Below are 24,781 nucleotides of genomic sequence, written 5' to 3'. Positions count from 1 at the left end.
ATAAGGCTTTTTGATGTTAAAAGATGAACTTTTTTAGAAATGTAATGTAACTTTAATATTTGAGATATTAATAATTTATCTAAAAAGTTAATTTCATAAAATAGTGAGGAATGTTTTCTTCTAAGAATTCTTCACCTTCAGTTTTATAACCTAATTTTTCATAGAAACCTTTAGCGTGTGATTGTCCATTAAGTACTGTACCTTTATATCCATATTCGCTAGCTTTTTGATTAATAAAATTCATCACATCTTTACCGTAACCAAATTCTCTATAAGGTTTTAAAACGGCAACTCTCTCTACTTTCGCATAGCCATTTTTATAATTTCTAAAACGACCTACCGCAGCTGGTTTATCATTGTGATATAGAACAACATGCTTAGAAACATTTTCAAATTCATCTATCTCTGCATCTATAGAAACACCTTGTTCTTCAACGAATACAGTTTTTCTAATATTTAACCCATCTTGTATGTCTTTTTGGCTTTCTGCAATTTTAATCATTGTGAAACCTCCATAGTTTTGATTCAGTTTATTATACATTATGTTTATTCTAATTGGTGTAGTAAATTAAAAACTCAAGAAATAATAAATAGTTGGTAAATATAGGGGTGTATTTATCAAGACTGATCAAACAAGATAAATAGGGACGCTGTATTTATCAAGACTGACTAAACAAGATAAATAGGGACGCTGTATTTATCAAGACAGACAAAACTAGATAAATAGAGACGTTGTATTTATCAAGACTGATCAAACAAGATAAATAGGGACGTTGTATTTATCAAGACTGATCAAACAAGATAAATAGGGACGTTGTATTTATCAAGACTGACTAAACAAGATAAATAGACATCACCAATATTGCAAGACGATGCCGACTAGCAACATTGGGTGACTGAATATTGCAAGACGATGCTGACTAGCAACATTGAGGATCTGAACATTGCAAGTGAGGCATGACTAGCAACATAGGAGGACTGAATATTGCAAGACGATGCTGACTAGCAACATTGGGTGACTGAATATTGCAAGACGATGCTGACTAGCAACATTGAGGATCTGAACATTGCAAGTGAGGCATGACTAGCAACATAGGAAGTCTGAATATTGCAAGACGATGCTGACTAGCAACATTGAGGGTCTGAATATTGCAAGACGATGCTGACTAGCAACATTGAGGGTCTGAATATTGCAAGACGATGCTGACTAGCAACATTGAGGATCTGAACATTGCAAGTGAGGCATGACTAGCAACATTGAGGGTCTGAACATTGCAAGTGAGGCATGACTAGCAACATAGGAGGACTGAATATTGCAAGACATCCCGAACAAGCAACATAGAAGCTCCGTATGTTGCAAGTCATCTCAATTTAGTAACATTCACGCTACATATTCTCAATTAGTTCCATATTATTCATGTCCACACAAAAAAGCTGAACCATTTTATATGGATCAGCTTTTAATTTATATTGTTTGAACTGCTTGTCTTCTAACGATTGCGGTATATTGCCAGAATAATCTTAATTGGTGAATACTCCAATTTGTCATACCCATTGTATATCCGCTCGGTGTAAATATTTGAATTTGGCTTGTTTCTAGTGCTGCTGCTACTAGATATTGTAAATGAACACTTAATGATTTCATTTCTTCTGTTAAACCTGTTTCTGTATATACCCATGAAAAAGGTAAGGGGTTATCAAAGATATTGATAACATTAAATATTTCTGGGATGGCAATGATGTAACAAGCGCCATCTACAATTGGATCGTTGTTTGCTTGATTATAGTATAGTAATAACGCTTCATAATTCTCATGATGTTCGTGATTAACATAGTACAAATTTTGTCTAAAGTGAGACAAATCTCCAGAATGAATAATTTGATTTTCAAGTGCATCAAACATTGTATTGATTTGTTCATATTTTTCATATGTTTTACGTTGAATCATAATTTGCCTCCTTTCCTAGTAAACTTCTGGACCAGGTTGTTGAGCGCTTTGATCCGGTGCTTGACCACTTTGATCTGGTGTTGTTTGTTGAGGTACTTCTTGTTGAGGTACTTCTTGTGATGGCGCTTGTTCTATAGGTTGTTCTACAGGCTGCTCAGACGGTTGTTCAGTTTGCTGCTGAGTTGATTCTTCAGTATCAGGCTCTATAGCAGGTTCGACTGTTTCAGCTGAATCGCTATTAATAGATGTGTTTCCACTCTTTAGACTTTTCTTAGATACTTCAATATAAGGTGTTAGATTTCCATATGCTTGAATCATCAAATAATTCATTAATTCTGTTTTCTTAGTCTTAGGCAAGTTTAAGTCTTTTCTAAGTTTATTAGACAGTTCTAATAAATTATCTAAGTCAGGATTGAAGAAGTAGACACCATTAAAATTAGCATCAGTTCCTGTAACTTGCTCGGTTTTAATTTTTACTTTACTTGATGAATAAGTCGTTGCTAAGTTTTGGATATCTTCAAATGAGAAATTGTGTTTCGCATTTTTACCAACGATTTTAACTAAGTCATCTAATTTATTAATTGAATTTGTTTCTTGAGCTTTTTTGATAATGGCTTTAATCATTTCCATTTGACGTTTACCACGTTCTAAATCTGAATCTTGTTTTCTTGAACGAACAACGGCAAGCGCTTCGTCACCGGATAAATTACGTTTACCTTTTTTGACTTTAATTCGACCTTTATCTTCAGTGTTTGGCTCATTTAAATCAAACGGTACGTTATATTCAATACCACCAAGTTCATCAACAACTTCAACAAAAGCTTCCATATTAATTCTTGCATAGTAATCTACTGGAACATTTAATGTACTTTCAACACTTTCCATTGAACCTTCTGGCCCATCTATTGCATGAGCATGCGTGATTTTATCATAATATTTTACGGCTGGTATATAACTTAATGTATCACGTGGAATACTAACCATACGTATTTGTTTTTTATCTCTATTAAAAGTTGTATAAATCATAGCATCAGTGCGAGATTGGTTAGCCTTTTGACCACCTTCACGTCTTGATGTACTATCATCGACACCTAAAAATAATACCGATACATGATCTAAACTAGGATCTACTGGTTTATCTCTTAAAGATGATTTGCTTTTTTTAGAATCAAGAAATGAATCATTAATTGCACCTTTAGTTTCAAGATAAAGCATGAGTCCAAATACTACGGGTAGAATCATGAGTACTATTGACATCAAAAGTAAACCTATTTTTGCGAATCTTTTCATATTATATATTTACCCTTCTATTCGTATTGTGTTTTGAAATATCTATTTTTGCATATTATACATCATATATGATTATACAAGTAAAATTCAACAATTTAAATGAATTATGTGTACTACTTATCAAATATAGAATGTAAATTTGTTGTAAAATTTATGGAAATGGTGTAAATTATAGTGAAGAATGAGAGGTGAGACAAATGGCAAAAGTACTAGAAAAAGATTTAAATAGTATTAGTGAACAAATAGAATTAAATAGAGAGAATTCGTATGATGTGATTAAGCCTCCAACCGTTAATGTTCTAGGTTTGCCATTTGCAAACCTGACGGCAAATGAAATGGTAGAACGTATTAAATATTTTGTAAATCAGGAAACGAATGATAATTTATTTATTGTAACAGCTAATCCTGAAATTGCACATTATGCTTATAGTAATAATCACTATCAACGACGTATTAAACATGCAGATTACATTGTACCAGATGGAATTGGTATAGTTAAAGCAGCTAAATATTTAAATACACCATTAAAAGAACGTGTTCCGGGAATAGAGTTAATGGAAGAAATGTTGAATATTGCAAACGCAAGTAGCAAGAGAGTATTCTTATTAGGATCTTCTAAAGAAGGCGTTAAAGCGACTCGTAAAATTCTAGAAGAACAATACCCTAATATTACGTTTGATCATAAACATGGATATAAACATGTACTAGATTATAAAGTAACTAAGAAAATTAAGAAATTTAATCCAGACTTTATTTTTGCGGCAATGGGTTTTCCTAAACAAGAAGATTGGATTTATTATAACCGTCATCATTTTGAACACACGGTAATGATGGGTGTGGGTGGCTCGTTTGATGTTATAAGTGGAAATGTTAAGCGTGCACCAAAAATGTTTATTAAACTTAATTTAGAATGGTTATATAGAATTATAACTGATTTGAAACGTGTGAATAGAGCACTTAAAATTCCAATGTTTTTAAAAGAAGTTCAATTTCAAAAATCATGTACACCTAAAAAGAATAAATATGATTATATGAAGAATAGATAAATAGTAACACCTTAATGTTGAAATTTAACATTAAGGTGTTTTATTTTATGAGGATTTTTAGCTATTTAATTGTTAACTAAATGTTATGATGGAGGTAACAATAAAAGTAGGTGACTTTGTAATGCGAGTACTGGAACTCATAAATCAACAATTAATAACAAATGAAGATAAAATTGCAATGTATATTGATGAGATGCATATATCTTATAACGATTTAATGATAGAATCTGAAAAAATTGCCACAGCGTTAATACAATATCCAAAGAATATTATGATTGGTATTACGATGAAAAACCCCATTCAGTTTATAAAATGGTATATTGCAGCTTTAAAGTGTGAACTCATACCATGTGTCCTAGATCCTTATATATCTGAAGAGAAAACGAATGAAATGTTAACGCTATATCATATTCCATTATTAGTAGATGACAGTAGTAAAGTTACGTATCGAAAAATAGAAAGTAATACATCATTACCACGAGATATTTTACATATTGGATTTACTTCTGGGACGACAGGCATACCTAAAGCTTATATGAGAAATCATCAATCTTGGATTCAATCATTTAAATATAATGAAGGCTTACTTAAGGGTTATACAGACATTATTATAGCACCTGGTCCACATGCACATTCTTTAACACTATACGCTATGATTTATACATTATGTACAGGTAGAACGTTTATTGGGCAAAAGAAATTTAATACTCAAGTACTTAATAAATTAATCAATAAATTTAGTGAAAATCAAACGATGTTTATAGTACCTACAATGCTATATAGTTTATTGAATCATAACGTTCATTTAATGAGTGTTACAAGTATTTTTTCATCAGGTGCAAAATTATCTACTCAAATATTTGAAAAATTTAAGCATAAGTATCCTTATATTGATTTAATTGAATTCTTTGGTAGCTCTGAAGCGAGTTTTATAAGCTACAATATCAATGGACAAGCTGATTCAGAATCTGTAGGTAAACTATTTCCATCTGTTCAAGTTCAAATTAAAGACAAAGATGAAAATGATATAGGTAAATTATATGTCAAAAGTGACATGACATTTAGTGGTTATTTGAATGAAGAAGTCCATGATGAGTGGATTAAAATAGGTGATTGGGCATCAATTTCTGCAGACCAAGAACTACGATTATTTGGACGAGAAAGTGACCGTTTAATAATTGGTGGTAAAAACGTGTATCCAGAGATTATTGAGCAAAAACTATTAAATCTAGATATTATTGATGAAGCAATTATTATAAGTAAGCAACATAATAAATTTGGTGAAATAGCAATTTTATTATATAAAGGTAAGGATCATTTGCAATATTTAAGCATGAAAAAGTATTTATTAGCATGTGGATTAAGTCGTTATGAAATACCATCTCAGATGATACGGGTTAAAAAGATGAAATATACATTTAGTGGGAAGATAGCGAGATATAAGATGAAATCTATTTATGAATTAGGAGGAGAAGCATGGAACCAGTTATTGTAGCTGCAAAACGAACGCCATTTGGTAAATATGGTGGGGTATTTAAACACTTAGAACCTGAAATGCTCTTGAAACCTTTATATGAATATTTATTTGCTGATCATGCTGAAGCACTTGAACATTTAAGTGATGTTGTTTTAGGAAACATAGTAGGTAATGGAGGGAACATTGCTAGAAAGTCATTGCTAGAAGCTGGTGTATCAATTGATATTCCTGGTGTCACAATAGATAGGCAATGTGGTGCAGGATTAGAAGCGGTAACGTATGCTTGTAGAATGATCCAAGCAGGTGCTGGTGAAGTTTATATTGCTGGTGGTGTTGAAAGTACAAGTAGAGCACCTTGGAAAATCAAGAGACCACAATCAGTTTATGACGCACCTGAATTTTTTGAGCGCGCTTCATTTGCACCTGATGGAGAAGATCCTTCAATGATTGAAGCGGCTGAAAATGTTGCACAAGTCTATCAAATCTCTAAAGAAAGTCAGGACGAATTTGCATACAATAGCCATCAAAAGACAATAAAAGCTATGGAAAAAGGTTATTTATCAAATGAAATTTATCCGATTAAAGTAGGGAATGAATGGATCCAACATGACGAAGGCGTTAAACCTAAATTAACTTTAAGAACGTTATCACGTTTAAAACCACTTATTAAAGATGGAACTGTAACAGTAGGTAATAGTTGTATGAAAAATGACGGTGCGGTTTTACTTTTAATTATGAGTAAAGAAAAAGCGACTGCTTTAGGTTATCATGAAGGATTGGAATTTATCAATAGTTCTGTAAAAGGTGTTGATCCAAGATTACTAGGTATAGGACCAGTACCTGCTGTAGAAAGTGTATTGAAAAATTCACAATTAACAATGAAAGAAATTGATTGTGTTGAATTTAATGAAGCATTTAGTTCTCAAGTGCTTGCTTCAAAAGAAATGTTAAATATTCCCGACGATAAATTTAATTTGTATGGTGGCGCATTAGCTATTGGACATCCATATGGAGCTAGTGGTGCAAGCCTCGTTACACGTTTATATCATATGAAAGATATTGAGACATCGATAGCAACAATGGGAATAGGAGGAGGCATGGGACATGCAACATTATTTAGAAGATGGCATCGAAATAATTGAGGTTATTTTCAACAAAGAAGAGGTTGAAGCATATAAACAGACACTTACTATAAAAAAGAATGCATCTTCTGTACCAGTATTGTATTTAGCAAGTATATGGCCAAAATTTTCATTGTTTGAACGTTTTTTAGAAAAAGAGATTTACTTAAAAGAAACCTCAGTTGAACAGTTTAAAGCATTGGATGTTGATACAATTTATAAAGCAAAATTAAAAAATGAGAAAATAAAAAAAGTGAAGTCGTTTACGATTTACGAATTTAGTTTAACGATTAAAAGCGGAGATGACATATACACTAGGCTCAACCAAACATTCGTTGGAAAGTGAGGTATAGTATGAAATTTGATATTAGTCTTGTTAATCAATATTTATCTATTATTCATGATTCAAATCCGATTCATCAAGAAATTGTACCAGGGCAACTTGTATGTGAATGGTTGTTAGAAGAAGTGGAGTGGCAACATTTTACTGTAAGATACAAAAATCCAATTTATATAGATGAAACATTAGAAAAATCTTTGCAGGATAATAAGATTAAATGTATCAATGCACAAGGGATGGTAAAGATTATGATTGAAAAGCAATAAAGTACGTACTTAATTTATCTCTAACAAAAGTTTAATTATAAACAGATTATATAATTATTTTACAATTAATTTAAAATCATGTAATCTTCATAAGTGACAAAAAATTGTGAGTTGGAGTACTTATGAATAGAAAACATGAAATTACTTATGCAAGGGCAATATTTTGCTTAATTATAGTAGCAGTGCATATATTATCAAATTACTTGAGAGACATAGAATTACAAGATCATAATCGCATGGTTGTATTAACATTTCAAATATTAATTTTGTTTGCGACGCCGTGCTTTATTATTTTGTCAGAATCGTTGATTTCTATGGTTTATAAAGATAAATTACCGAAAAATTTTTTAGTCAAACGCTTTAAATATATTATGATTCCATATTTTTCAATTGGAACATTTTATGTGTATACAAAGTATAAAGTTGATGGAAATGAAGAAACATTTTGGCAGTTGTTTAAAGAAAATTTATTAATTGGGAATTGGTATGGTTGGTTTGTCGTTGTCATATTCCAATTTTATATTCTACATTTAATCTTCCATAAAGCATTAAGCAAAGCAAATCCAGTTGTTATGCTGGTCATCAGCTTTGTAATCAGTCTGGCGCACTCATATTTAATGTATGATAATGATGCGTATACGAATTGGTGGAATGAATTTTACCCGTTATTCCATAGAACGAATATTCTTTATTGGTTATTCTATTTTGTATTTGGTTATTACTTAGGTAGGTACTACAATGAAGTTCTAACGTTTGTGGAGAAGAAGTTTATGTGGTTAGTAGGAAGTTTAGCTGCCGTAACACTTTTAGTTATTTATTCAATTTATCAAAATGATGTAACAGTCGTTCAATCTAATCGCTATGACATTTTATTATATTCTTCATTAGCGTTTATATTTATATTAGTCATTTCTAAAAAGCTGTCTAAATTTAATATTAGCTTTTTATATTTTATTGGAGAAATATCATTCTTTATATACTTAACACATAAAATTATGGTCTATTACATGGCAAAATATACATTTCATTTTATAGATCAATTCTTTATGTATAATATTGCAACGTATATCTTTGCATTATCGTTAAGTGTCGGTTTAGCAGTTGTTCTTTCATTTTTACCACTTTCTAGATTTATAATTGGAAGAAATTCTATTAACTCAATGATTAGAGGAAACTATAGAGTAGAATAAAAAAGCACGTCACCTTCATTATAGGAGGTGACGTGCTTTTGGTTATTTAAAATAAAAACGTGTAGCATCTAACTCGTCTTTAAAAGCTTTTTTATCGTTTGCTGACTTTTTGTTGAACTCTTTTAAGAATGCTTGGTATTTTGGAAGTACATCTTCAGTAGAACCAAAATCTTTTAGTATGCCGCCTTCAATCCAAGCTATTTTTGTACAAAAATCTTTAACTTGACCTATATTGTGACTGACAAAGAAAATAGTCTTGCCAGCTTCTTTAAATTGATTCATTTTGTCTAAACTTTTCTTAGTGAATGTTTGGTCACCAACAGATAATGCTTCATCAATAACAAGAATATCAGGATCAACGGTTACATTGATTGCGAAACCTAATTTAGATTTCATACCGCTTGAATATTTCTTAACAGGTTGATATATAAATTCACCTAATTCAGAGAATTCTATAATTTGAGGTGTAAGTTCTTTAATTTGTTTTTTAGAGAAACCAAGTAATAACATCTTGTATTCGATATTATCTATACCGTTTAATTGAGTGTTTAAACCAGAGTTAATTGCAATAACGTTAACATCGCCGTGGCGTTCGATTATACCGCCTGTTGGTTGTAGTGAGCCACCGATAATATTACTTAATGTTGATTTTCCTGATCCGTTAATACCTACTAAACCGATAATATCGCCTTCGTATGCAGTGAATGATATATCATTCAGCGCTAAAAATCTTTGTGATTGATGCTTTGGTAAAAACACATCTTTTAATCTATCTTTATTACTACGGAAAATTTTATATTCTTTTGTTAGATTATTAATGATAACTGATTCTTTCATATGTACTTCATTCCTTATAATTATTAACAGTTCTATTATGCATTATTTTATGAGTTTAGTAAATTTATTGTAAATTCTGTTAGAATCATGTAAATTATATATGTTCTATAATTACGAGATTAACCTAAAGTTTAATATATCATCTATGCTCATTTGATGCTATATTAAAGATTAAGTTATAAATGTCTTAGCGAGAGAGTGATATTCATGCATGCTGTTTTTACAGTAATAAAAGAGCACGTCAAAAACTTTTATTTGATTCAAAGATTAGCACAATTCCAATTAAAAATTTCGAATCATGATAATTATTTAGGATTAGCTTGGGAGCTTATTAATCCTATACTACAAATATTTGTATATTGGTTTGCATTTGGTTTTGGTATACGTCAGAATGCTCCGATAAATGGTGTACCGTTTATCTTATATTTATTAGTCGGTATTAGTATGTGGTTCTTTGTAAACCAAGGTATACTTGAAGGGACTAAGTCAATAGGCACTAAGTTTAATCAAGTTGCAAAGATGAATTTTCCGTTGTCAGCAATACCTGCTTATGTTTTAACAAGTAGATTTTATGGTCATATTATTTTAGTTTTAGTTATTATTTTATTATGTATACCAACTGGTATTATACCTTCGATTTATATTTTACAATTATTTATATATTTACCTTTAGTGTATTTATTTGCATTTTCAGTTTCATTATTAACGTCAACTTTAGGTGTTATTATTCGAGATACACAAATGGCAATGCAAGCTATTTTGAGAATGCTATTTTACATGTCGCCAATTCTTTGGGTACCTGATAAAGGTTCAGTGATTGAAATGATAATGAAATTAAATCCAGTTTTCTTTTTTGCAGAAGGTTACAGAGCGGCAATATTATATGATAATTGGTACTTCATAGATCATTGGCAATTATTACTTTATAATATATGTGTGACAGTGTTATTCTTTGTAGTAGGTGCAATATTGCATGTTAGATTTAGACAAAGATTTGCTGACTTTATTTAAAATGATTAATAAATGATAAGGCTGAGACATCGATGATTGTCTCAGCCTTTATCTCAATTTAGAGCTTCTCATGGTCAATTTTTTAACTTTAGTAAATTTTACGTAAGGAAGTGTCAATGTGGTAAGAAACATAATTAAACAAGTCTATCTTTCTATAATTTTTGTATTTAATAAATTATTTAAAAGTAATGTGAAACGTAAAAATGTCGTGGTATTTATGACTTTTAAAGAAGATGTGTTACCTATTATCGAAGCGTTAAATAAAGAACAATATCATATTACAGTTATTGCACATCCAAAGTGGATTAATTTTTTGAATGATTTAGAAGTAGATAAAGTGATTAATTTAAGTAATAAATATGTCTTGCAACAGTTAAAAGCAATTAAAAGTAGTAAAATAATCATTATCGATACATATTATTTATTATTAGGCAGTATCAGCAAAACACCAGAACAAAAAGTTATTCAAACTTGGCATGCTGCCGGTGCCTTGAAAAAATTTGGATTAGAAGATAAAAGTATTAATCTTGAGCATAAACAACTGATAAAAAATTATTTATCAGTTTATCATTTTACAGATTATTATTTAGTAAGTTCAGATATTATGAAAGACGTCTTTATTAAAAGTTTAGATGCCAAACCCAATCAAATATTACCATTTGGATTACCAAGATTAGACCAATATAAAGATAAACATGAGTACCCTAATAAAACTAAAAAAATAGCTTTATATGTTCCTACTTATCGAGACTATACAAATGAAATTCATACGATAGATAAACAGAAATTTGAAAAGATGTGCCCTGAATACGAACTTGTGACTAAATTACATCCAAGCATTACTTCACATGATTCAGATCCGAGAGATATACAAGATCTAGTTGAAATGGCAGAAATCATCATTACAGATTATAGTTCATTAAGTATTGAAGCCGCACTATTAAATAAGACGATTATTTTCTATAGTTATGATGAAGCAAAGTATGATGAAATGAGGGGACTCAATCAACACTATTATGAAATGACGAAAGAGAACAAAGCTTATGATTTAGCAACACTTTATAAACTTGTGAATCTGAATAAAATGAATAATAAAATTAAACCAATGTGGCATCAGTATACAAACTTTGATGCAACTCAAAAGTTAGTTGATTTTATAAACAAAGGAGCTTAACAATATGGAAGTAAGTGTTATCATCCCTATTTATAATGCAGAAAAAACAATAGAGCAAACCATTGAATCAATTAAAAGTCATTATGAGCATGAAATCATTTGTATTAATGATGGATCTAAAGATAATAGTGCAGAAGTTATTAGCAAAATTAATAATCCTAATATTGTACTTGTAAATCGAGAAAATAAAGGTGCTGCGGCAACGAGAAATGAAGGCATTAGTATCGCAAAAGGTAAATATATTATGTTTTGTGATGCAGATGATAAATTAGGTGAAGGTATTATCGACAAGATGATTGATGCGATAAAAAGAAATGATACAGATATCGTTGTCGGTAAAGTTTCTCATTTAATTGGTGATCAGATTAGGCCGATTCAAACTTACAATGATTTAAAAGCTGTGGATCATACGACATTAAACTTAACACCAGAAGTTACGCAGTCTATAGGTCCTTATGGTAAATTGTATAAACGTGAGATATTAGAAAATATTAGATTTGATGAAGATATTACTTTTTGTGAAGAGCATACCTTTAATTTAAAAGCTTGGTCAAAGAGTCGTATTACAATATTAGATGATCCAGCTTACTTATATAACATAGGCATTGAAGATTCTATAGTAGCGACAAGTTACAAAAATATTGAAAAATATTTAAATGATGCCATTGAAGTTAGAAAAAGAACAATGGACATTTTAAATGGTTTAAAAGAAAAAGTGAGTAACTACTATAGTTATAGAATGGATTATCTCATCATATACTTTTTAATTCGAAATAATTTTATGAAAGTAGAGAACTTAAATCATGTTATTGATCCAGCGATAAAGTATTTAAAAGTCGTTCAACAACTTCAAACGAATAGTGTGATAGACTTGAAAGAGCTCGTATTAACAATTGCTGCGAATTACAATTATGAAAGATTTAAAGAAGTGGCAAGTAATTTAGATGTGCAAATTGATAAAAAAGCTTATCGTTCTTATAAATTTAAGCTACTGAAACTAAAGACAAAAATGAACTTAAGAAATATCAGAAATAAAAGTAAAAAAATATCTCATTAAATATTATAAAATTTTAAAAACTACTAACAACTGTAAAATGTTGTTAGTAGTTTTTTGTATTATGTATATGAATTTATAATTAAAATCAATATTTACACTAATTAAATATTTGTTACGCATACTTTACATCGGTTAATTGTTTGATATAATTTATAATTGCATATCACACTAATATAAGATGGAGTTTAAAAATGAATAAAAATATGATTGATATAGAAAGAAAATTTAGACCTGAAATTGAAGGTTTAAGAATTATTGCGGCTTTATTAGTCGCTATTTACCACATTTGGTTTGGTAAAGTATCTGGTGGGGTAGATGTTTTCTTTGTTGTATCTGGCTTCTTGATTACAACATCTATTATATCTACAATCAATAAAACTGGAGAATTTAAGTTTTGGCCATACATATCTAAATTAATGAAGCGGTTATTTCCACTAGCATTTATCATTATATTAGTCATATTGGTATTAAGCATATTCTTCTTACCATCAACCATTTTTGATAAGACAATGAAAGAAGTCGTTTCATCTATGTTCTATTATCAAAACTGGCAATTGGCATTGAGTAATACTGATTATTTAGATGCACAGCAAATGAAAAGTCCACTTGAACATTATTGGGCAATGTCTATTCAAGGGCAATTCTATATCATTTGGTTCTTATTATTTACAGGTGTATTGTTCCTAATAAAAAGATATGATTTATCAAATGGCAAAAAGTTAGTCAATTACTTACTTGGTTTTATATTTGTTGTGTCATTTGCATACTCAGTTTATTTAACTGCTGTAAATCAACCTTTAGCATATTTTATTACGTTTACAAGAGTGTGGGAATTTGCATTAGGTGGTTTACTTTGTATTAACTTAAGCAGAATTAAAATTAGTAATTTAACAGCTGAAATTATTGGATGGATTGGTCTTATAGGGTTAATTTTAACAGGAGCAATATTTGATGTATCAACGATGTTTCCTGGTTATATCGCTTTATGGCCAATGACTTGTGCATTACTGATTATTTTATCAGGTAATAAAGATACTAAATACGGTGTTAAGAACTTCTTATCTATGCCGATCATGATTAAACTTGGTGGGGTTTCATTCGGAATTTACTTATGGCACTGGGTATTACTATCATTCTATAAATACAATATTTCAGAAACACCAGGTATTATTTCAGGAGTGCTCATTATTGCATTATCTATTGCACTTTCATTCATTACGACAAAATATATTGAAACACCAATTAGAAGTGCAGAATTAAATAAAGTAGCATTCAAGAGAATTGGTATCATTGCACTAGCTAATATTATTCTAATCGCTGGTTTAGTTTCTCATAATGCCTATGTAAAAATGTCTGACGACAAAGCGCTAGCATTGAAAGATTATCCAGGAGCATTAGCTGCAACTTCAAAACAAAAAATTAAAGAAAATGATCCTAAGCCTGAATTCGCCAATGTGTTTGATGATTTGCCACAATCACACATAGACGATTCTAATCAAGGTTTAAAAAAATCAGATTTAAAAATTGGTACTTATGGTAAGAAAAAGGACTACAAAGCAACAATCGCTTTAGTAGGTAGTTCACATTCTGAACATTGGTTAGGAGCAGTTATTGAAGCGGCTAAAGAGCATGATTACAGAGTGATTAATATCACGAGATCAGGTACAAGATTCTCTACTGGTTATGATGATAATTCATTAAAAGGACAATGGGTTAAAAATGTGGAAAACTATTTAAAGAAATCTGATGATATTGATTTAGTGTTGTCACATGTTACAGCAGCTGACTCAAATAGCGATAAGATTCAACAACAAATGGTAGATGAATTATTAAAAGTTAAATATGATTATAATATTGAAGTAATGGCAATAAGAGATATTCCGAGATATGAGTTTAATGTTTCAGAAGAACTAGAAAAATCTGGTGAAAAAGAAACAATTAAACTTATGAATAAAGGAAATAATCAACAAGACTCTTCATATTGGAAAAAACTATCAGAAACAAACAAAGATTTACCAAAATTCGATCCATCTGAATACTTTAAAGTGAATGGTGAATATAGACCTATTATAGGTAATATTGTCGTGTATCGAGATATGGACCATATGACAAATACTTATTCAGAAACTTTCGGACCTATTTTAGGTAAAGAAATTAAATCTGTCGTTAAAAAATAGAGAGTGGACTTTGTCCACTCTCTATTTTTACATTTTTTGTTTAAGTATATCTTTAAAAATATGCTTTAACATGTTCTCCGTATCACTTTGATAATGATCTTTTAATACATTACTTGCAATTGAAATGATATATTGATCGTTAGAGTATGTCACAAAATCATTTTGAAAGAATATACCTCTATATCTTTGATGATTAGGATATCTGTAAAATCCATATCTATAAGAACTTGGATATATATGTGTATCAATTTGTGAAAGTAAAATATCAGTAGATGATTCATTTAATATTTGTTTCATTTTGAATTGATTAACAAGCTTTGCCATATCATCTGTAGAAATGTATATATTTCCAGCACCATCGTATTTATCGAGAGTTGCTGGATAGAAATATTTGTATTGATTATTTTTTAATTTATAACCTTTTACCATATACTGTTGGTGGTTATTAGAGTCATAACGAGCTGTATATTTTAAATGAACTTTCTTAATAATAAGTTCATTAAGATTTTGCTTAAATGATTTATGCGTAGCATTTTCTATAACTTTAGCAATCGTGATATAGTTTGCATCGTTATAAAAATATTTATGATAATTTTGAGGTACAACACCATTAAACTTAATACGCTCTATAGCACCATTTAAACCTTTAACAGTAGGTGGGAAGTTTGCTTTAGCTAAACCACTTCTATGTAACATTAAGTCTTTAATAGTGATAGGATATACATTCTGGAAATTAGGTATATATTTATTTACATTGTCATTTATATTAATAACGCCTTGTTCTTCTAACTCTCTCAACATTAAGCCTGTTACAAATTTGTTAGCTGATCCAAGAAGATACATTGATTTATCATCATTTTCCACACCATTTTCAATATCTCTAAAACCATATGCTTTACTCATTACAGAGTAGTTATTTTTGTAAATAGTTATATTGCCATTAAAGCCTTTAGATTTTAAGTATTTATCTATCTCATCGAATTCGTTAAAATCATTAGTTAATGTTTGTTTCTCATGATTTTCTTTATTCTGAATTTGCTTTTTATGGATATGAGTCTCTGTATGTTCTTTTTTATAGTATCGTATTTGATATAAATCTTTAAATATGACTAAAAGTAAAGCAACGATTATGCATAATATAAGTTTATATATGTTCTTCATGATCTTCTCCTGATGTTTTTTACATTATATTACCATGAATGCAAAAAAATTACATTTAATGTCATAAAAATAGAACACATATTTGTGTCCTATTCATTACCGTAAAGCTCTTTTTTAATTTGAGTTGTTGAAATACCCTCAGTTCTCTTAAGATATATCACTTCACAATGATCTTTTAGGAAGTCAAATTCACCTTCCCAATCGTGACCCATTAAAAATGTATCTACTTTAAAGTTCTTTACATCATCTGTTTTTTGTTCCCAATTATTCTCTGGAATAACTAAGTCAACATATCTAATAGATTCTAACATCATTTTTCTTTGTTCATAATTATAATATGACTTTTTGTTTTTTAACTTATTGAATTCATCTGTTGATAAAGCAACAATTAGATAATCTCCATATTGTTTAGCTCTTCTTAAAAGCTCAATATGACCATAATGCAGTAAATCATATGTTCCATAAGTAAGTACTCTACGCATTTCTTCACCTCATTATTTTATATGTTTAATCTTAATATATATAGGAACTATTGTAAATAGTTTGAAAAGTTTGTAAATTCAACTTAAAGGGTGATGGTATAAAAATTAATTTTAAAAGCTATTTTACAACATGTTGTATAGTCATTAGTTTAAATTTATAAATCAGTAGTGTATTATAATAGAATATGTTAATTTAGTGTAAATTATGAATTAGAGGAGTATTTATGGAAGATAAATTATTTCTGATGACAGAAAACTCATTTAAAAGTACGATTACATATTTTAATAATAAGGAAGAAATTGATAATACAAATAAAGAGAAACTACTTTTTTATTTTAACAAAGTTTTCAATCCTCTATTTCCTTATAAATTTGACTTTATACTAAAAAATAGAAATGGTTTGTCAATTTTGTTAAAAAAAATTAATTATAATACATCTAAAAAAAGTGTATTTCAATATATGGAGATTAAAGCTATGAAGCGTGGGGAATATAAATATAGTTATATGATTTCCCAATTTCGTAAACATTTATCTACAATTCGTTCTAAACATTATACTTCAGATATATTCTCAAGCAAAATAGAAAAAACAATTGTATATGAATCGTTTAATGGTAAATCATTTACAGATTCTCCGAGAATGCTTTATTTATACTTAAGTGAAAATCTACCTAATTATGAGCATATTGTAGTAACTGACAATCAGCAATTAGACAAAGAACTAAGAGCTTTAAATATTGCTACTGTTGAGAAAAATTCAAAGCAATATTTCAAAATCTATCAAAAAGCTAAAGTGTGGATTGCCAATACGAGATTGTCATCACAGATAGAAAAGAAAGATAATCAACTATATATTCAAACATGGCATGGTACACCTTTAAAGAAATTAGCTAATGATCAAACGGTTATTTCAATACCAGATGTCACGCTAGAAGAGTATCTTTATGGCTTTAATAAAGAAACAAGTAGATGGGATTTCCTCATATCACCAAGTGAAACTGCAACTGAACGATTTAAATCTGCATTTAATTTAAAAGAAGAACAGATGTTGACTTTAGGTTATCCAAGAAATGATGATTTAGTTCAGTTAAATGATGAAAAATATATTAAGCAGCTCAAACAAAAATATGATATTCCCTCTAATAAAAAAGTAATACTGTATGCGCCAACATGGAGAGATAATGATCGTACAGATGTTGGTAAATACAATTTTAAACTGAAGCTTGATTTAGATGCTTTTAGTAAAGAGTTATCGAATGAATATGTATTACTCATTAGAGCGCATTATTTAGTATCAGAACATCTAAACCTAGAAGATTATAAAAATGTGTATGATTTATCAGATGCTAATGACATTAATGAATTATTCTTAATGAGTGATGTATTAATCACAGATTATTCGTCTGTTTATTTTGATTATGCGAATCTACGAAGACCAATCTTATTTTTTGCATATGATAAAGATGAATATGCAAATGATATTAGAGGATTCTATTTACCATATGAATCAGACTTACCAGGACCTGTCTTTGAAACAAGTGAAGCACTAATTGATTATATTAAATCAATGCAATATGAAGACATACCTCAATCAGATACTTATAAAACATTTAATCATAAATATAATCATCTTGATGATGGAGAAGCAACTAAAAGAGTAAGTGAAAAAATCATTCGTACTCTAGATAAAGAAAAGGAGTTTCATGAACTATGAAAATATTAAATATTTATCAAGAAAGTGAATTATTAATCTTCGAGTTTGATCAAACATTAGATAATATTAAAAATGTTTATATAAAAAATGAATTTGATGAAATAATGGTTCCACAATCAAATATCAAAAATCAATTTAAAATTAATTTAAATGAAGTCTTGGAGAAATTTTCACAATATGATAGAGAAACAATCTTTATTCTACTTGAGCAATCTGATGGTATTACGCAATCCATTCAAAAAATAAACATAAAAAAATATGAATATTATATTCAAAACTTCGAAACAATCATTAATGGTGAAACGACTATTACCCCGTATATTACTAAAAATGGCATTATTCAATTTACATTAAAGCCAGAATTGCCAGTTTCTACTTATTTTGCTAGAAGACATATAGATAAAATTGTCATAAATAATAAACAAGCCTTTTTAAAAGGAAAGTTCTCGATTCAAAATTCAACACTCGAATATGCTCATTTAAGAATCACTTCAAGGTTAAGTGAAAATGTAATTGAGATACCATTAGAGCCTACTGTATTTAATGTATATCAGAAACTAAACTCTACAAGTTATGATTTTGAAATTGATATTTTAAATGAACTTAAGCAGTATTTAGCAAATGACTTTGACTCAGAAGATATTATTGATATCTTCCTAAATATAAAAGTAAAAGAATTTAAAAATGTAATTGATGTAAAACTAGGTAATCCTAGAATTATGGTAGAAAGGTTTGCTAAAGGCGAAGTATCAATTGATCTTGGTCAAACAGTAAAAACAGCTATACCATATTTCACTATGAAGGGTAGAAACTTATCGTTTAGAATTAATGAATACGCAAAAGAAGATTATGAAGCATATAAAAAATTAATGAACGACTATCCAACATTAATCAAAAATAATCTGAATAAAAATAAAGTTTGGGTAATTGGTGAAAAATCATATAAAGCTCAAGATAACGGTTATCACTTCTTTAAATACATGAGAACTGAGCATCCTAACGAAGAAGTATATTATGTTATTGATAAAAATTCTGAAGAACGAAAAAATGTAGAACCATACGGAAATGTTATTGATTTTAAATCAAAAGAACATTTCGAAGTTATGATCAAAGCAGATGTAATTTGCAGTACACATCACACAGAATTATTATTCCCAAGTCACGAAGCAAGTTATGTAAAAAAAATTAGAGCTAAACGTGTCTTCTTACAACATGGCGTGTTAGGTGCTAAAAACTTAACGCAAATTAATGGTAAACAACTGAAAGACTTTAACGTTGATATGTTTATAACAAGCTCTAATCGAGAAAAGCAAATCGTTAATAGAGATTTATTATTTGATTCGTATCAAGCGAAAGTTACGGGTCTATCAAGATTTGATGAATTATTTAAGGAAAACGTAGAAGTTAAAAATCAAATCTTAATTATACCTACATGGCGTGACTGGATAACAAATATTAATAGTCTTCTAGAATCAGATTATCTACAAAATTATAATGACTTATTGAATAGACCAGAATGGAAAACAATTGCCCAATCAAAAAACGTAGACATCATATTCTGTTTACATCCAAATATGCAAGCATTTGTTGAGTATTTTGATATACCTGATTACATTAAAGTCATTAGACAAGGTGAAGTAGATGTTCAATTACTTATTAAAGAAAGTAAATTGATGATTACAGACTATTCAAGTGTTGCATTTGACTTTAGTTTCTTAGAAAAACCAGTTATTTACTATCAATTTGATAGAGATAGATTTATCGGTAAATTACCATCACACTTAGATCTTGATAAAGAACTGCCTGGTAGAATTGTTGATAATGTAGAAGCTGTAATAGAAGCTGCAAGCCATTATGTTGATAACGGCTTCAAGAACGAACAACAAATTATCAATAAAGCTAATAACTTTGTAGCATATAAAGATACAAACAATTCACAGCGTATATATGAAGAAGCTAAATCATTTAAACGCAGAAATATCATTAAAGATGCATTGAAATATGACATTCTTTCACAGCATGTATTTAAACGATTCAGAAGACATAAAAAATACTTTGATATTATGTCTTATATGAATAAATTCCTTGTAAGATTCGGAAAGATGGATGAAAAATTAATCGTGATAGAAAGTAATTTAGGTAAACAAGTTACAGATAGTCCTAAAATGATTTATGATCAAATTAAAGCGCTCGATAAAGGTTATAAAATTGTTTGGGTATCTAATAAAATTTACCCATTCGATGATGAAAATGTTATAACAGTGAAACGGTTAAGCCCTAGTTATTATAAATATTTATCAATCGCTAAATATTGGATTAATAATCAAAACTTCCCTCATTATATTGAGAAAAAGAAGAACACAACATATATTCAAACATGGCATGGTACGCCATTGAAAAAAATGTTAAATGATGTCGATGACTTTAAAGGTAGAGATGAAGGCTATATTGACAGAATTAATCGCTCAGTTTCACAATGGGACTATTTAGTTTCACCAAGTCCATACGCAACAAGTTGTTTTAAATCTGCATTTAATTTTAAAAAAGAAATGCTAGAAGTGGGCTATCCACGTAATGATATCTTCTATGAAAATGAAAGTGATATTGAAGAAAAACAACACATTATTAAACGTAAACTTTCAATTCCTAAAGATAAAAAAGTGATATTGTACGCGCCAACGTTCAGAGATGATGAAGTATCATCTGCGAAAAAACATTTAATTAATTTAAAATTAGATTTACATCAAATGAAAGAAAAACTTGGAGACGAGTATGTACTTCTCTTAAGACCTCATATCATTATTAGTAATAATATTATTATCGATAAATCATTAGAAGGTTTTATTTATAATGTTGCGAGCTATGAAGATATTAGTGACTTATATTTAATTAGTGATATTTGTATTACAGACTATTCATCTGTAATGTTTGATTATGCTAATACTCAAAAACCATTACTCTTCTTCACATATGATTTAGAGCATTATAAAGATAATTTAAGAGGATTCTATATGAACTTCGAAGACGAAGCACCAGGACCATTATTAAAAGACAATGAAAGTTTAATTGATGCTATTCAGAATATAGAAACGGTTAATGAATCATATAAAGATAAATATGATAAATTCTATGAAAAATTCTGCTCATTTGAAAAAGGAACAGCAACGAAACAAATAGTCGATAAATTATTTTAAATAAACAAAAAGCAGAACTGACGCTGTAATTGTGTATCAGTTCTGCTTTTTTTATTTATTTGTTAACTTTAAAGAAAGGTTTCCATTTATAGTAGGGTAGAAAATACCATTTTTATCTGTTAAATTGATTTTTTTGTCATAACCAAATTTAATATTTAAATGCTTAAATCCATCATATACGATGATACAGTTGTAAATTGCTGCTGGTTTATTATTGATTTCAATTTTAGGTATTGAGATGGTTAAGAGGTTATCTTGTACATCTATATTCTCAATAACGATATCATCTTTGTAAACTTTTCGAGACATAAGAGACAAGTTACATATTTTGTCAGTATCAACACCGTCTATTTCAATTTGTATTTTAATGGATTTGTCTAATTCAACTATATTTAATAACGTTGACTGTTGAAATGGTATTGTGAATCTTTCATTAGCATCAGTTAATAATGTCTGTTTTTGTTGCTTTTGAATGATTTTAGGTTGTTTTTTCAGCCAAGTAAAGAATTTCATAAATGACTCATAATCATTATTTTGAATAAACTTAATTGCGTCTGTATATTCTTGACTGATTGTTTGAATGATATCAGCTTTTATATATGATTGATTGAAAAGTTCATTCAGTTGTTTAAAATAATGAACTTGTTGCTTTTTATCACTATTTAGGAATACATGACTATTACAACTTTTCAGTAGATCATATTCTAAAAAACGATTTAACAATCGAATGTTTTTAGAGTTTGATTCTTGTTCTAGTAAATGATGAATAATTTCTAAATCTGAAGCACGTTTTTCATAGAAATCTACACCTCTTGTAAGTGACTCATTAGATGTTGTTCTGTCAATGATTGAACAATTATCTGTCAACGTAGATACATTATTAATATAAGGACTTAAATATGTGAAAAACATTTTGTCTTCCCCAAAATGTAAGTTTTCTGGGAACTTTATATTGTGTTTTTTAATATGACTCAGTTTAATAAATTTTGATGGCGGACCAAAGTGATTATATATATATGGGATGTCATTGATGTTATAATTATAACGATTATTATTACTCATAAATCTGGCATGTACTGTTAAAGAATGGTCATTTTGGCGTAATGTTCTACCAACAATCATGTCTGATTTAAGTAGTTTATCGTCATTAGCAATTCTTGCTAATATATCTGTTGCTAAATAATCATCTGCATCTAGAAAATAAATATATTGACCTGTTGCTTCTTCAATACCGATATTACGAGGTTTTGAAGGACCACCTGAATTTTCATCTAAAATGATAAATTTGATATTTTTAGCTTCATAGTTTTGAATTAAGTTTTGAGTATTATCTGTAGAATGATCGTCTACAATGATGATTTCGTAATATTTTTTATCTAGTGATTGATTTAATATTGAATCAATTGCACGTTCTATTTTATCTTCATTATTATATGATGTGACAATAATAGAAAAAAGCTTTTTACTTTTGAATAACATAAGTTAACTCCATTCGTTAAAAAATCAAATTGTATAAGCAATGTGGCATATTTGTCTCACATTGTTTATATAATGTAATATGAATAAATAAAGAAGTCAATTTATTGTATTAACTTAAAATATATGAGGTGTAAAATGATTAAAATTATAAATATTCATGACCAGCATAATTTGGAAAAATATATAATTGCAGAATGTCGTGAAGAAAATCATATTATTTTAATAGATAGATATACGCAAGTTAGGGAAGAAGTGTTGAACAATTTAGAGTTGGATAACCAATCTTATATGGTTGATTATACAAACAGCGGTTATTATACAAACGATAGTAGATATATGGGGAAGGCATTTATTACTGTTGCTGATTGGTTTAATAATATTACGCTTCAACCAAATATTATTTTTAAGAAAGATGAGCTATTATGGCTAATTTCTAATTATAAGTGGGAAACAATATTTGATATTACATTGAACGCAATTTTCCACTTGGATGAAATTAAGATTGATCCTCACGTTATTTTTGATTATGTTCATCAAAGTAAACCAAGTGCAAATTGTTTAGCAGCATTTAAAAATGAAAGTCTCAGTTATGAAGAAAAATTCTATTTAAACAAATTTGCACTTTTAAATGGTATAACGCCATTATTTAAGGCGAAAGAGACAAGGCTTCCTTCTATCGCAAGAACAATTGATAAAGTCATGTTAAAATCACAATTTCAATTACCTAAAATTGCGTATCAAAAATTAAATCATACGGCACTACAAAAACAAATGAAGGCAATTAATATTTATGACAAAGATCAAACGAAAATAAAGCCACATATTGTATTTTTAGGTTTCGATTATGGTTACAGAGGTAATTCAAAATATTTATTTGAGTATTTAGTAAAACAACACCCTAAATATACTGTTTACTTTATTACGGACCAAGAAAAGGGTGATCACTTTGTGTCACCATCTCATTCTGATACGAAACAAATTATAGAAGAAGCTAATGTAGTGATACTTGAAAGCTACTTGCCAGATGATTTTAAACCTAATGGTACGATCATTCAGTTATGGCACGGTACACCTTTAAAACGACTATTTTTAGATAGCAAAGAACCTAAACAAAATATTGATATTTATAATTATAGAGCACGTAAATATAATAAGTTAATTAAACAAGATTATTTTATAACAGATGTAGAATCTATAAATAATGTATTTAAATCTGCATTTCCATTGGAAGAAACAGAAATTGTTGCATGTGGTTATCCTAGAAATGAATATTTATTAGAGCAACACTCAAATTCAAATGAAATAAATAAAATCAAACAGCAGTTAAATTTAAATACTGAAAAGGAAACAATTCTGTATACGCCGACTTGGAGAGATAATCAAGAAGAAGAATTTTTATTAGAATTTACAGATGAGATGAAAGCGAAATATAACATCATTTATAAATATCACGAAGAAGATCATGCTAATAAACAGCATAATTATATCGATACAAGACAGTTTGAAACACAACAATTACTACTTGTTTCTGACATTGTAATCAGTGATTATTCTTCAATAGTATTTGATGCATTAACTATTGATAAAAAAGTGTACTTATATACACCAGATTTTAATAATTATGATTATAACCGTGGTTTGTATAAAGAAGTTTATGAAACTATCAATGATAATCAATATTTTGAACAGTCATTATTGTTTAATGCAATTATGAATGACGATTATCATACGATTAGTGATCAATTTATCAACAAAAATAATCAGTCATACGAAACTATCACGCAATTGATAGAACAAGCTATGGACTGAAAAGGGG

20 protein-coding genes are annotated in these 24,781 nt (G+C 28.9%); 13 read left to right on the top strand and 7 right to left on the bottom strand.

Going from position 1 to position 24,781, the window contains the following annotated elements; genetic code table 11:
* Nucleotides 1-79: 79 nt before the first annotated feature.
* From MHH94_RS09785 to MHH94_RS09775, 3 genes are all read right to left on the bottom strand, one after another.
* Nucleotides 80-502: a GNAT family N-acetyltransferase gene (locus tag MHH94_RS09785; protein ID WP_078355623.1), complete on the bottom strand. Its 423-nt coding sequence runs from the start codon at nucleotides 500-502 to the stop codon at nucleotides 80-82.
* 963 nt (nucleotides 503-1,465) lie between these two features.
* Nucleotides 1,466-1,945, bottom strand: coding sequence for a DUF2538 family protein (locus MHH94_RS09780; protein WP_025905460.1), 480 nt, complete (start codon nucleotides 1,943-1,945; stop codon nucleotides 1,466-1,468).
* 18 nt (nucleotides 1,946-1,963) lie between these two features.
* Complete coding sequence (locus tag MHH94_RS09775) at nucleotides 1,964-3,205, bottom strand: LCP family glycopolymer transferase (RefSeq protein WP_241958422.1); 1,242 nt, start codon at nucleotides 3,203-3,205, stop codon at nucleotides 1,964-1,966.
* A gap of 230 nt (nucleotides 3,206-3,435) precedes the next feature.
* Here MHH94_RS09775 and MHH94_RS09770 point away from each other — a divergent pair, with 230 nt between their 5' ends.
* The 6 genes from MHH94_RS09770 to MHH94_RS09745 all read left to right on the top strand — a co-directional run bounded on the left by MHH94_RS09770 (nucleotide 3,436) and on the right by MHH94_RS09745 (nucleotide 8,678).
* Nucleotides 3,436-4,284: a WecB/TagA/CpsF family glycosyltransferase gene (locus MHH94_RS09770; protein WP_232156520.1), complete on the top strand. Its 849-nt coding sequence runs from the start codon at nucleotides 3,436-3,438 to the stop codon at nucleotides 4,282-4,284.
* 121 nt (nucleotides 4,285-4,405) lie between these two features.
* Entirely contained in the window at nucleotides 4,406-5,779 is a 1,374-nt protein-coding gene (locus MHH94_RS09765) for an AMP-binding protein (RefSeq protein ID WP_106417888.1), read from the top strand.
* Nucleotides 5,761-6,903 (top strand): thiolase family protein, encoded by a 1,143-nt coding sequence (locus MHH94_RS09760; protein WP_106417887.1) that lies wholly within the window; start codon nucleotides 5,761-5,763, stop codon nucleotides 6,901-6,903. The genes MHH94_RS09765 and MHH94_RS09760 overlap by 19 nt, the downstream gene beginning before the upstream one ends.
* Nucleotides 6,866-7,228, top strand: a complete 363-nt coding sequence (locus MHH94_RS09755; protein ID WP_078355625.1) for a hypothetical protein — start codon at nucleotides 6,866-6,868, stop codon at nucleotides 7,226-7,228. The genes MHH94_RS09760 and MHH94_RS09755 overlap by 38 nt, the downstream gene beginning before the upstream one ends.
* A gap of 8 nt (nucleotides 7,229-7,236) precedes the next feature.
* Entirely contained in the window at nucleotides 7,237-7,488 is a 252-nt protein-coding gene (locus MHH94_RS09750) for a hypothetical protein (protein WP_078355626.1), read from the top strand.
* Between the two features lie 122 nt (nucleotides 7,489-7,610).
* Entirely contained in the window at nucleotides 7,611-8,678 is a 1,068-nt protein-coding gene (locus MHH94_RS09745; protein WP_078355627.1) for an acyltransferase family protein, read from the top strand.
* A 42-nt stretch (nucleotides 8,679-8,720) separates the two neighbouring features.
* On the opposite strand, the gene tagH is transcribed toward MHH94_RS09745, so the two are convergent.
* A complete protein-coding gene (tagH, locus tag MHH94_RS09740) occupies nucleotides 8,721-9,515 on the bottom strand; it encodes a teichoic acids export ABC transporter ATP-binding subunit TagH (RefSeq protein WP_058591044.1) in 795 nt (264 codons plus the stop codon).
* 207 nt (nucleotides 9,516-9,722) lie between these two features.
* On the opposite strand from tagH, the gene MHH94_RS09735 reads away from it, so the two are divergent.
* From MHH94_RS09735 to MHH94_RS09720, 4 genes are all read left to right on the top strand, one after another.
* Nucleotides 9,723-10,526, top strand: coding sequence for an ABC transporter permease (locus tag MHH94_RS09735; RefSeq protein WP_048542119.1), 804 nt, complete (start codon nucleotides 9,723-9,725; stop codon nucleotides 10,524-10,526).
* A gap of 118 nt (nucleotides 10,527-10,644) precedes the next feature.
* The gene (locus MHH94_RS09730; protein WP_107609530.1) at nucleotides 10,645-11,700 is read left to right on the top strand and encodes a CDP-glycerol glycerophosphotransferase family protein; all 1,056 of its coding nucleotides are present in this window, start codon (nucleotides 10,645-10,647) and stop codon (nucleotides 11,698-11,700) included.
* Nucleotides 11,701-11,704: 4 nt separating this feature from the next.
* On the top strand, nucleotides 11,705-12,757 hold the full coding sequence (locus MHH94_RS09725) for a glycosyltransferase family 2 protein (RefSeq protein ID WP_107609529.1): 1,053 nt from the start codon (nucleotides 11,705-11,707) through the stop codon (nucleotides 12,755-12,757).
* A gap of 191 nt (nucleotides 12,758-12,948) precedes the next feature.
* A complete protein-coding gene (locus MHH94_RS09720) occupies nucleotides 12,949-14,934 on the top strand; it encodes an acyltransferase family protein (protein WP_119469783.1) in 1,986 nt (661 codons plus the stop codon).
* Between the two features lie 27 nt (nucleotides 14,935-14,961).
* Here the strand turns inward: MHH94_RS09720 and MHH94_RS09715 are convergent, their stop codons facing one another.
* Both MHH94_RS09715 and tagD read right to left on the bottom strand, forming a co-directional pair.
* Nucleotides 14,962-16,095 (bottom strand): serine hydrolase domain-containing protein, encoded by a 1,134-nt coding sequence (locus tag MHH94_RS09715; RefSeq protein ID WP_107603491.1) that lies wholly within the window; start codon nucleotides 16,093-16,095, stop codon nucleotides 14,962-14,964.
* An 89-nt stretch (nucleotides 16,096-16,184) separates the two neighbouring features.
* A complete protein-coding gene (gene tagD / locus MHH94_RS09710; RefSeq protein WP_048542127.1) occupies nucleotides 16,185-16,577 on the bottom strand; it encodes a glycerol-3-phosphate cytidylyltransferase in 393 nt (130 codons plus the stop codon).
* Nucleotides 16,578-17,053: 476 nt separating this feature from the next.
* Here tagD and MHH94_RS09705 point away from each other — a divergent pair, with 476 nt between their 5' ends.
* Both MHH94_RS09705 and MHH94_RS09700 read left to right on the top strand, forming a co-directional pair.
* Nucleotides 17,054-18,292 carry a CDP-glycerol glycerophosphotransferase family protein gene (locus tag MHH94_RS09705; protein ID WP_158259729.1) on the top strand — a complete coding sequence of 413 codons (1,239 nt, stop codon included), beginning with the start codon at nucleotides 17,054-17,056 and terminating at the stop codon, nucleotides 18,290-18,292.
* Nucleotides 18,289-21,486 (top strand): CDP-glycerol glycerophosphotransferase family protein, encoded by a 3,198-nt coding sequence (locus tag MHH94_RS09700; protein ID WP_232156516.1) that lies wholly within the window; start codon nucleotides 18,289-18,291, stop codon nucleotides 21,484-21,486. The genes MHH94_RS09705 and MHH94_RS09700 overlap by 4 nt, the downstream gene beginning before the upstream one ends.
* A 51-nt stretch (nucleotides 21,487-21,537) precedes the next feature.
* Here the strand turns inward: MHH94_RS09700 and MHH94_RS09695 are convergent, their stop codons facing one another.
* Nucleotides 21,538-22,965, bottom strand: a complete 1,428-nt coding sequence (locus tag MHH94_RS09695; protein WP_232156514.1) for a glycosyltransferase family 2 protein — start codon at nucleotides 22,963-22,965, stop codon at nucleotides 21,538-21,540.
* Nucleotides 22,966-23,100: 135 nt separating this feature from the next.
* On the opposite strand from MHH94_RS09695, the gene MHH94_RS09690 reads away from it, so the two are divergent.
* Entirely contained in the window at nucleotides 23,101-24,774 is a 1,674-nt protein-coding gene (locus MHH94_RS09690; RefSeq protein ID WP_107609434.1) for a CDP-glycerol glycerophosphotransferase family protein, read from the top strand.
* The last annotated feature ends 7 nt before the right edge of the window (nucleotides 24,775-24,781 follow it).

The sequence above is a fragment of the Mammaliicoccus sp. FSL K6-3158 genome, from assembly GCF_038005105.1.
Taxonomy (GTDB): Bacteria; Bacillota; Bacilli; order Staphylococcales; family Staphylococcaceae; genus Mammaliicoccus; species Mammaliicoccus sciuri.
This window is presented reverse-complemented; position numbering and strand designations above follow the sequence as displayed.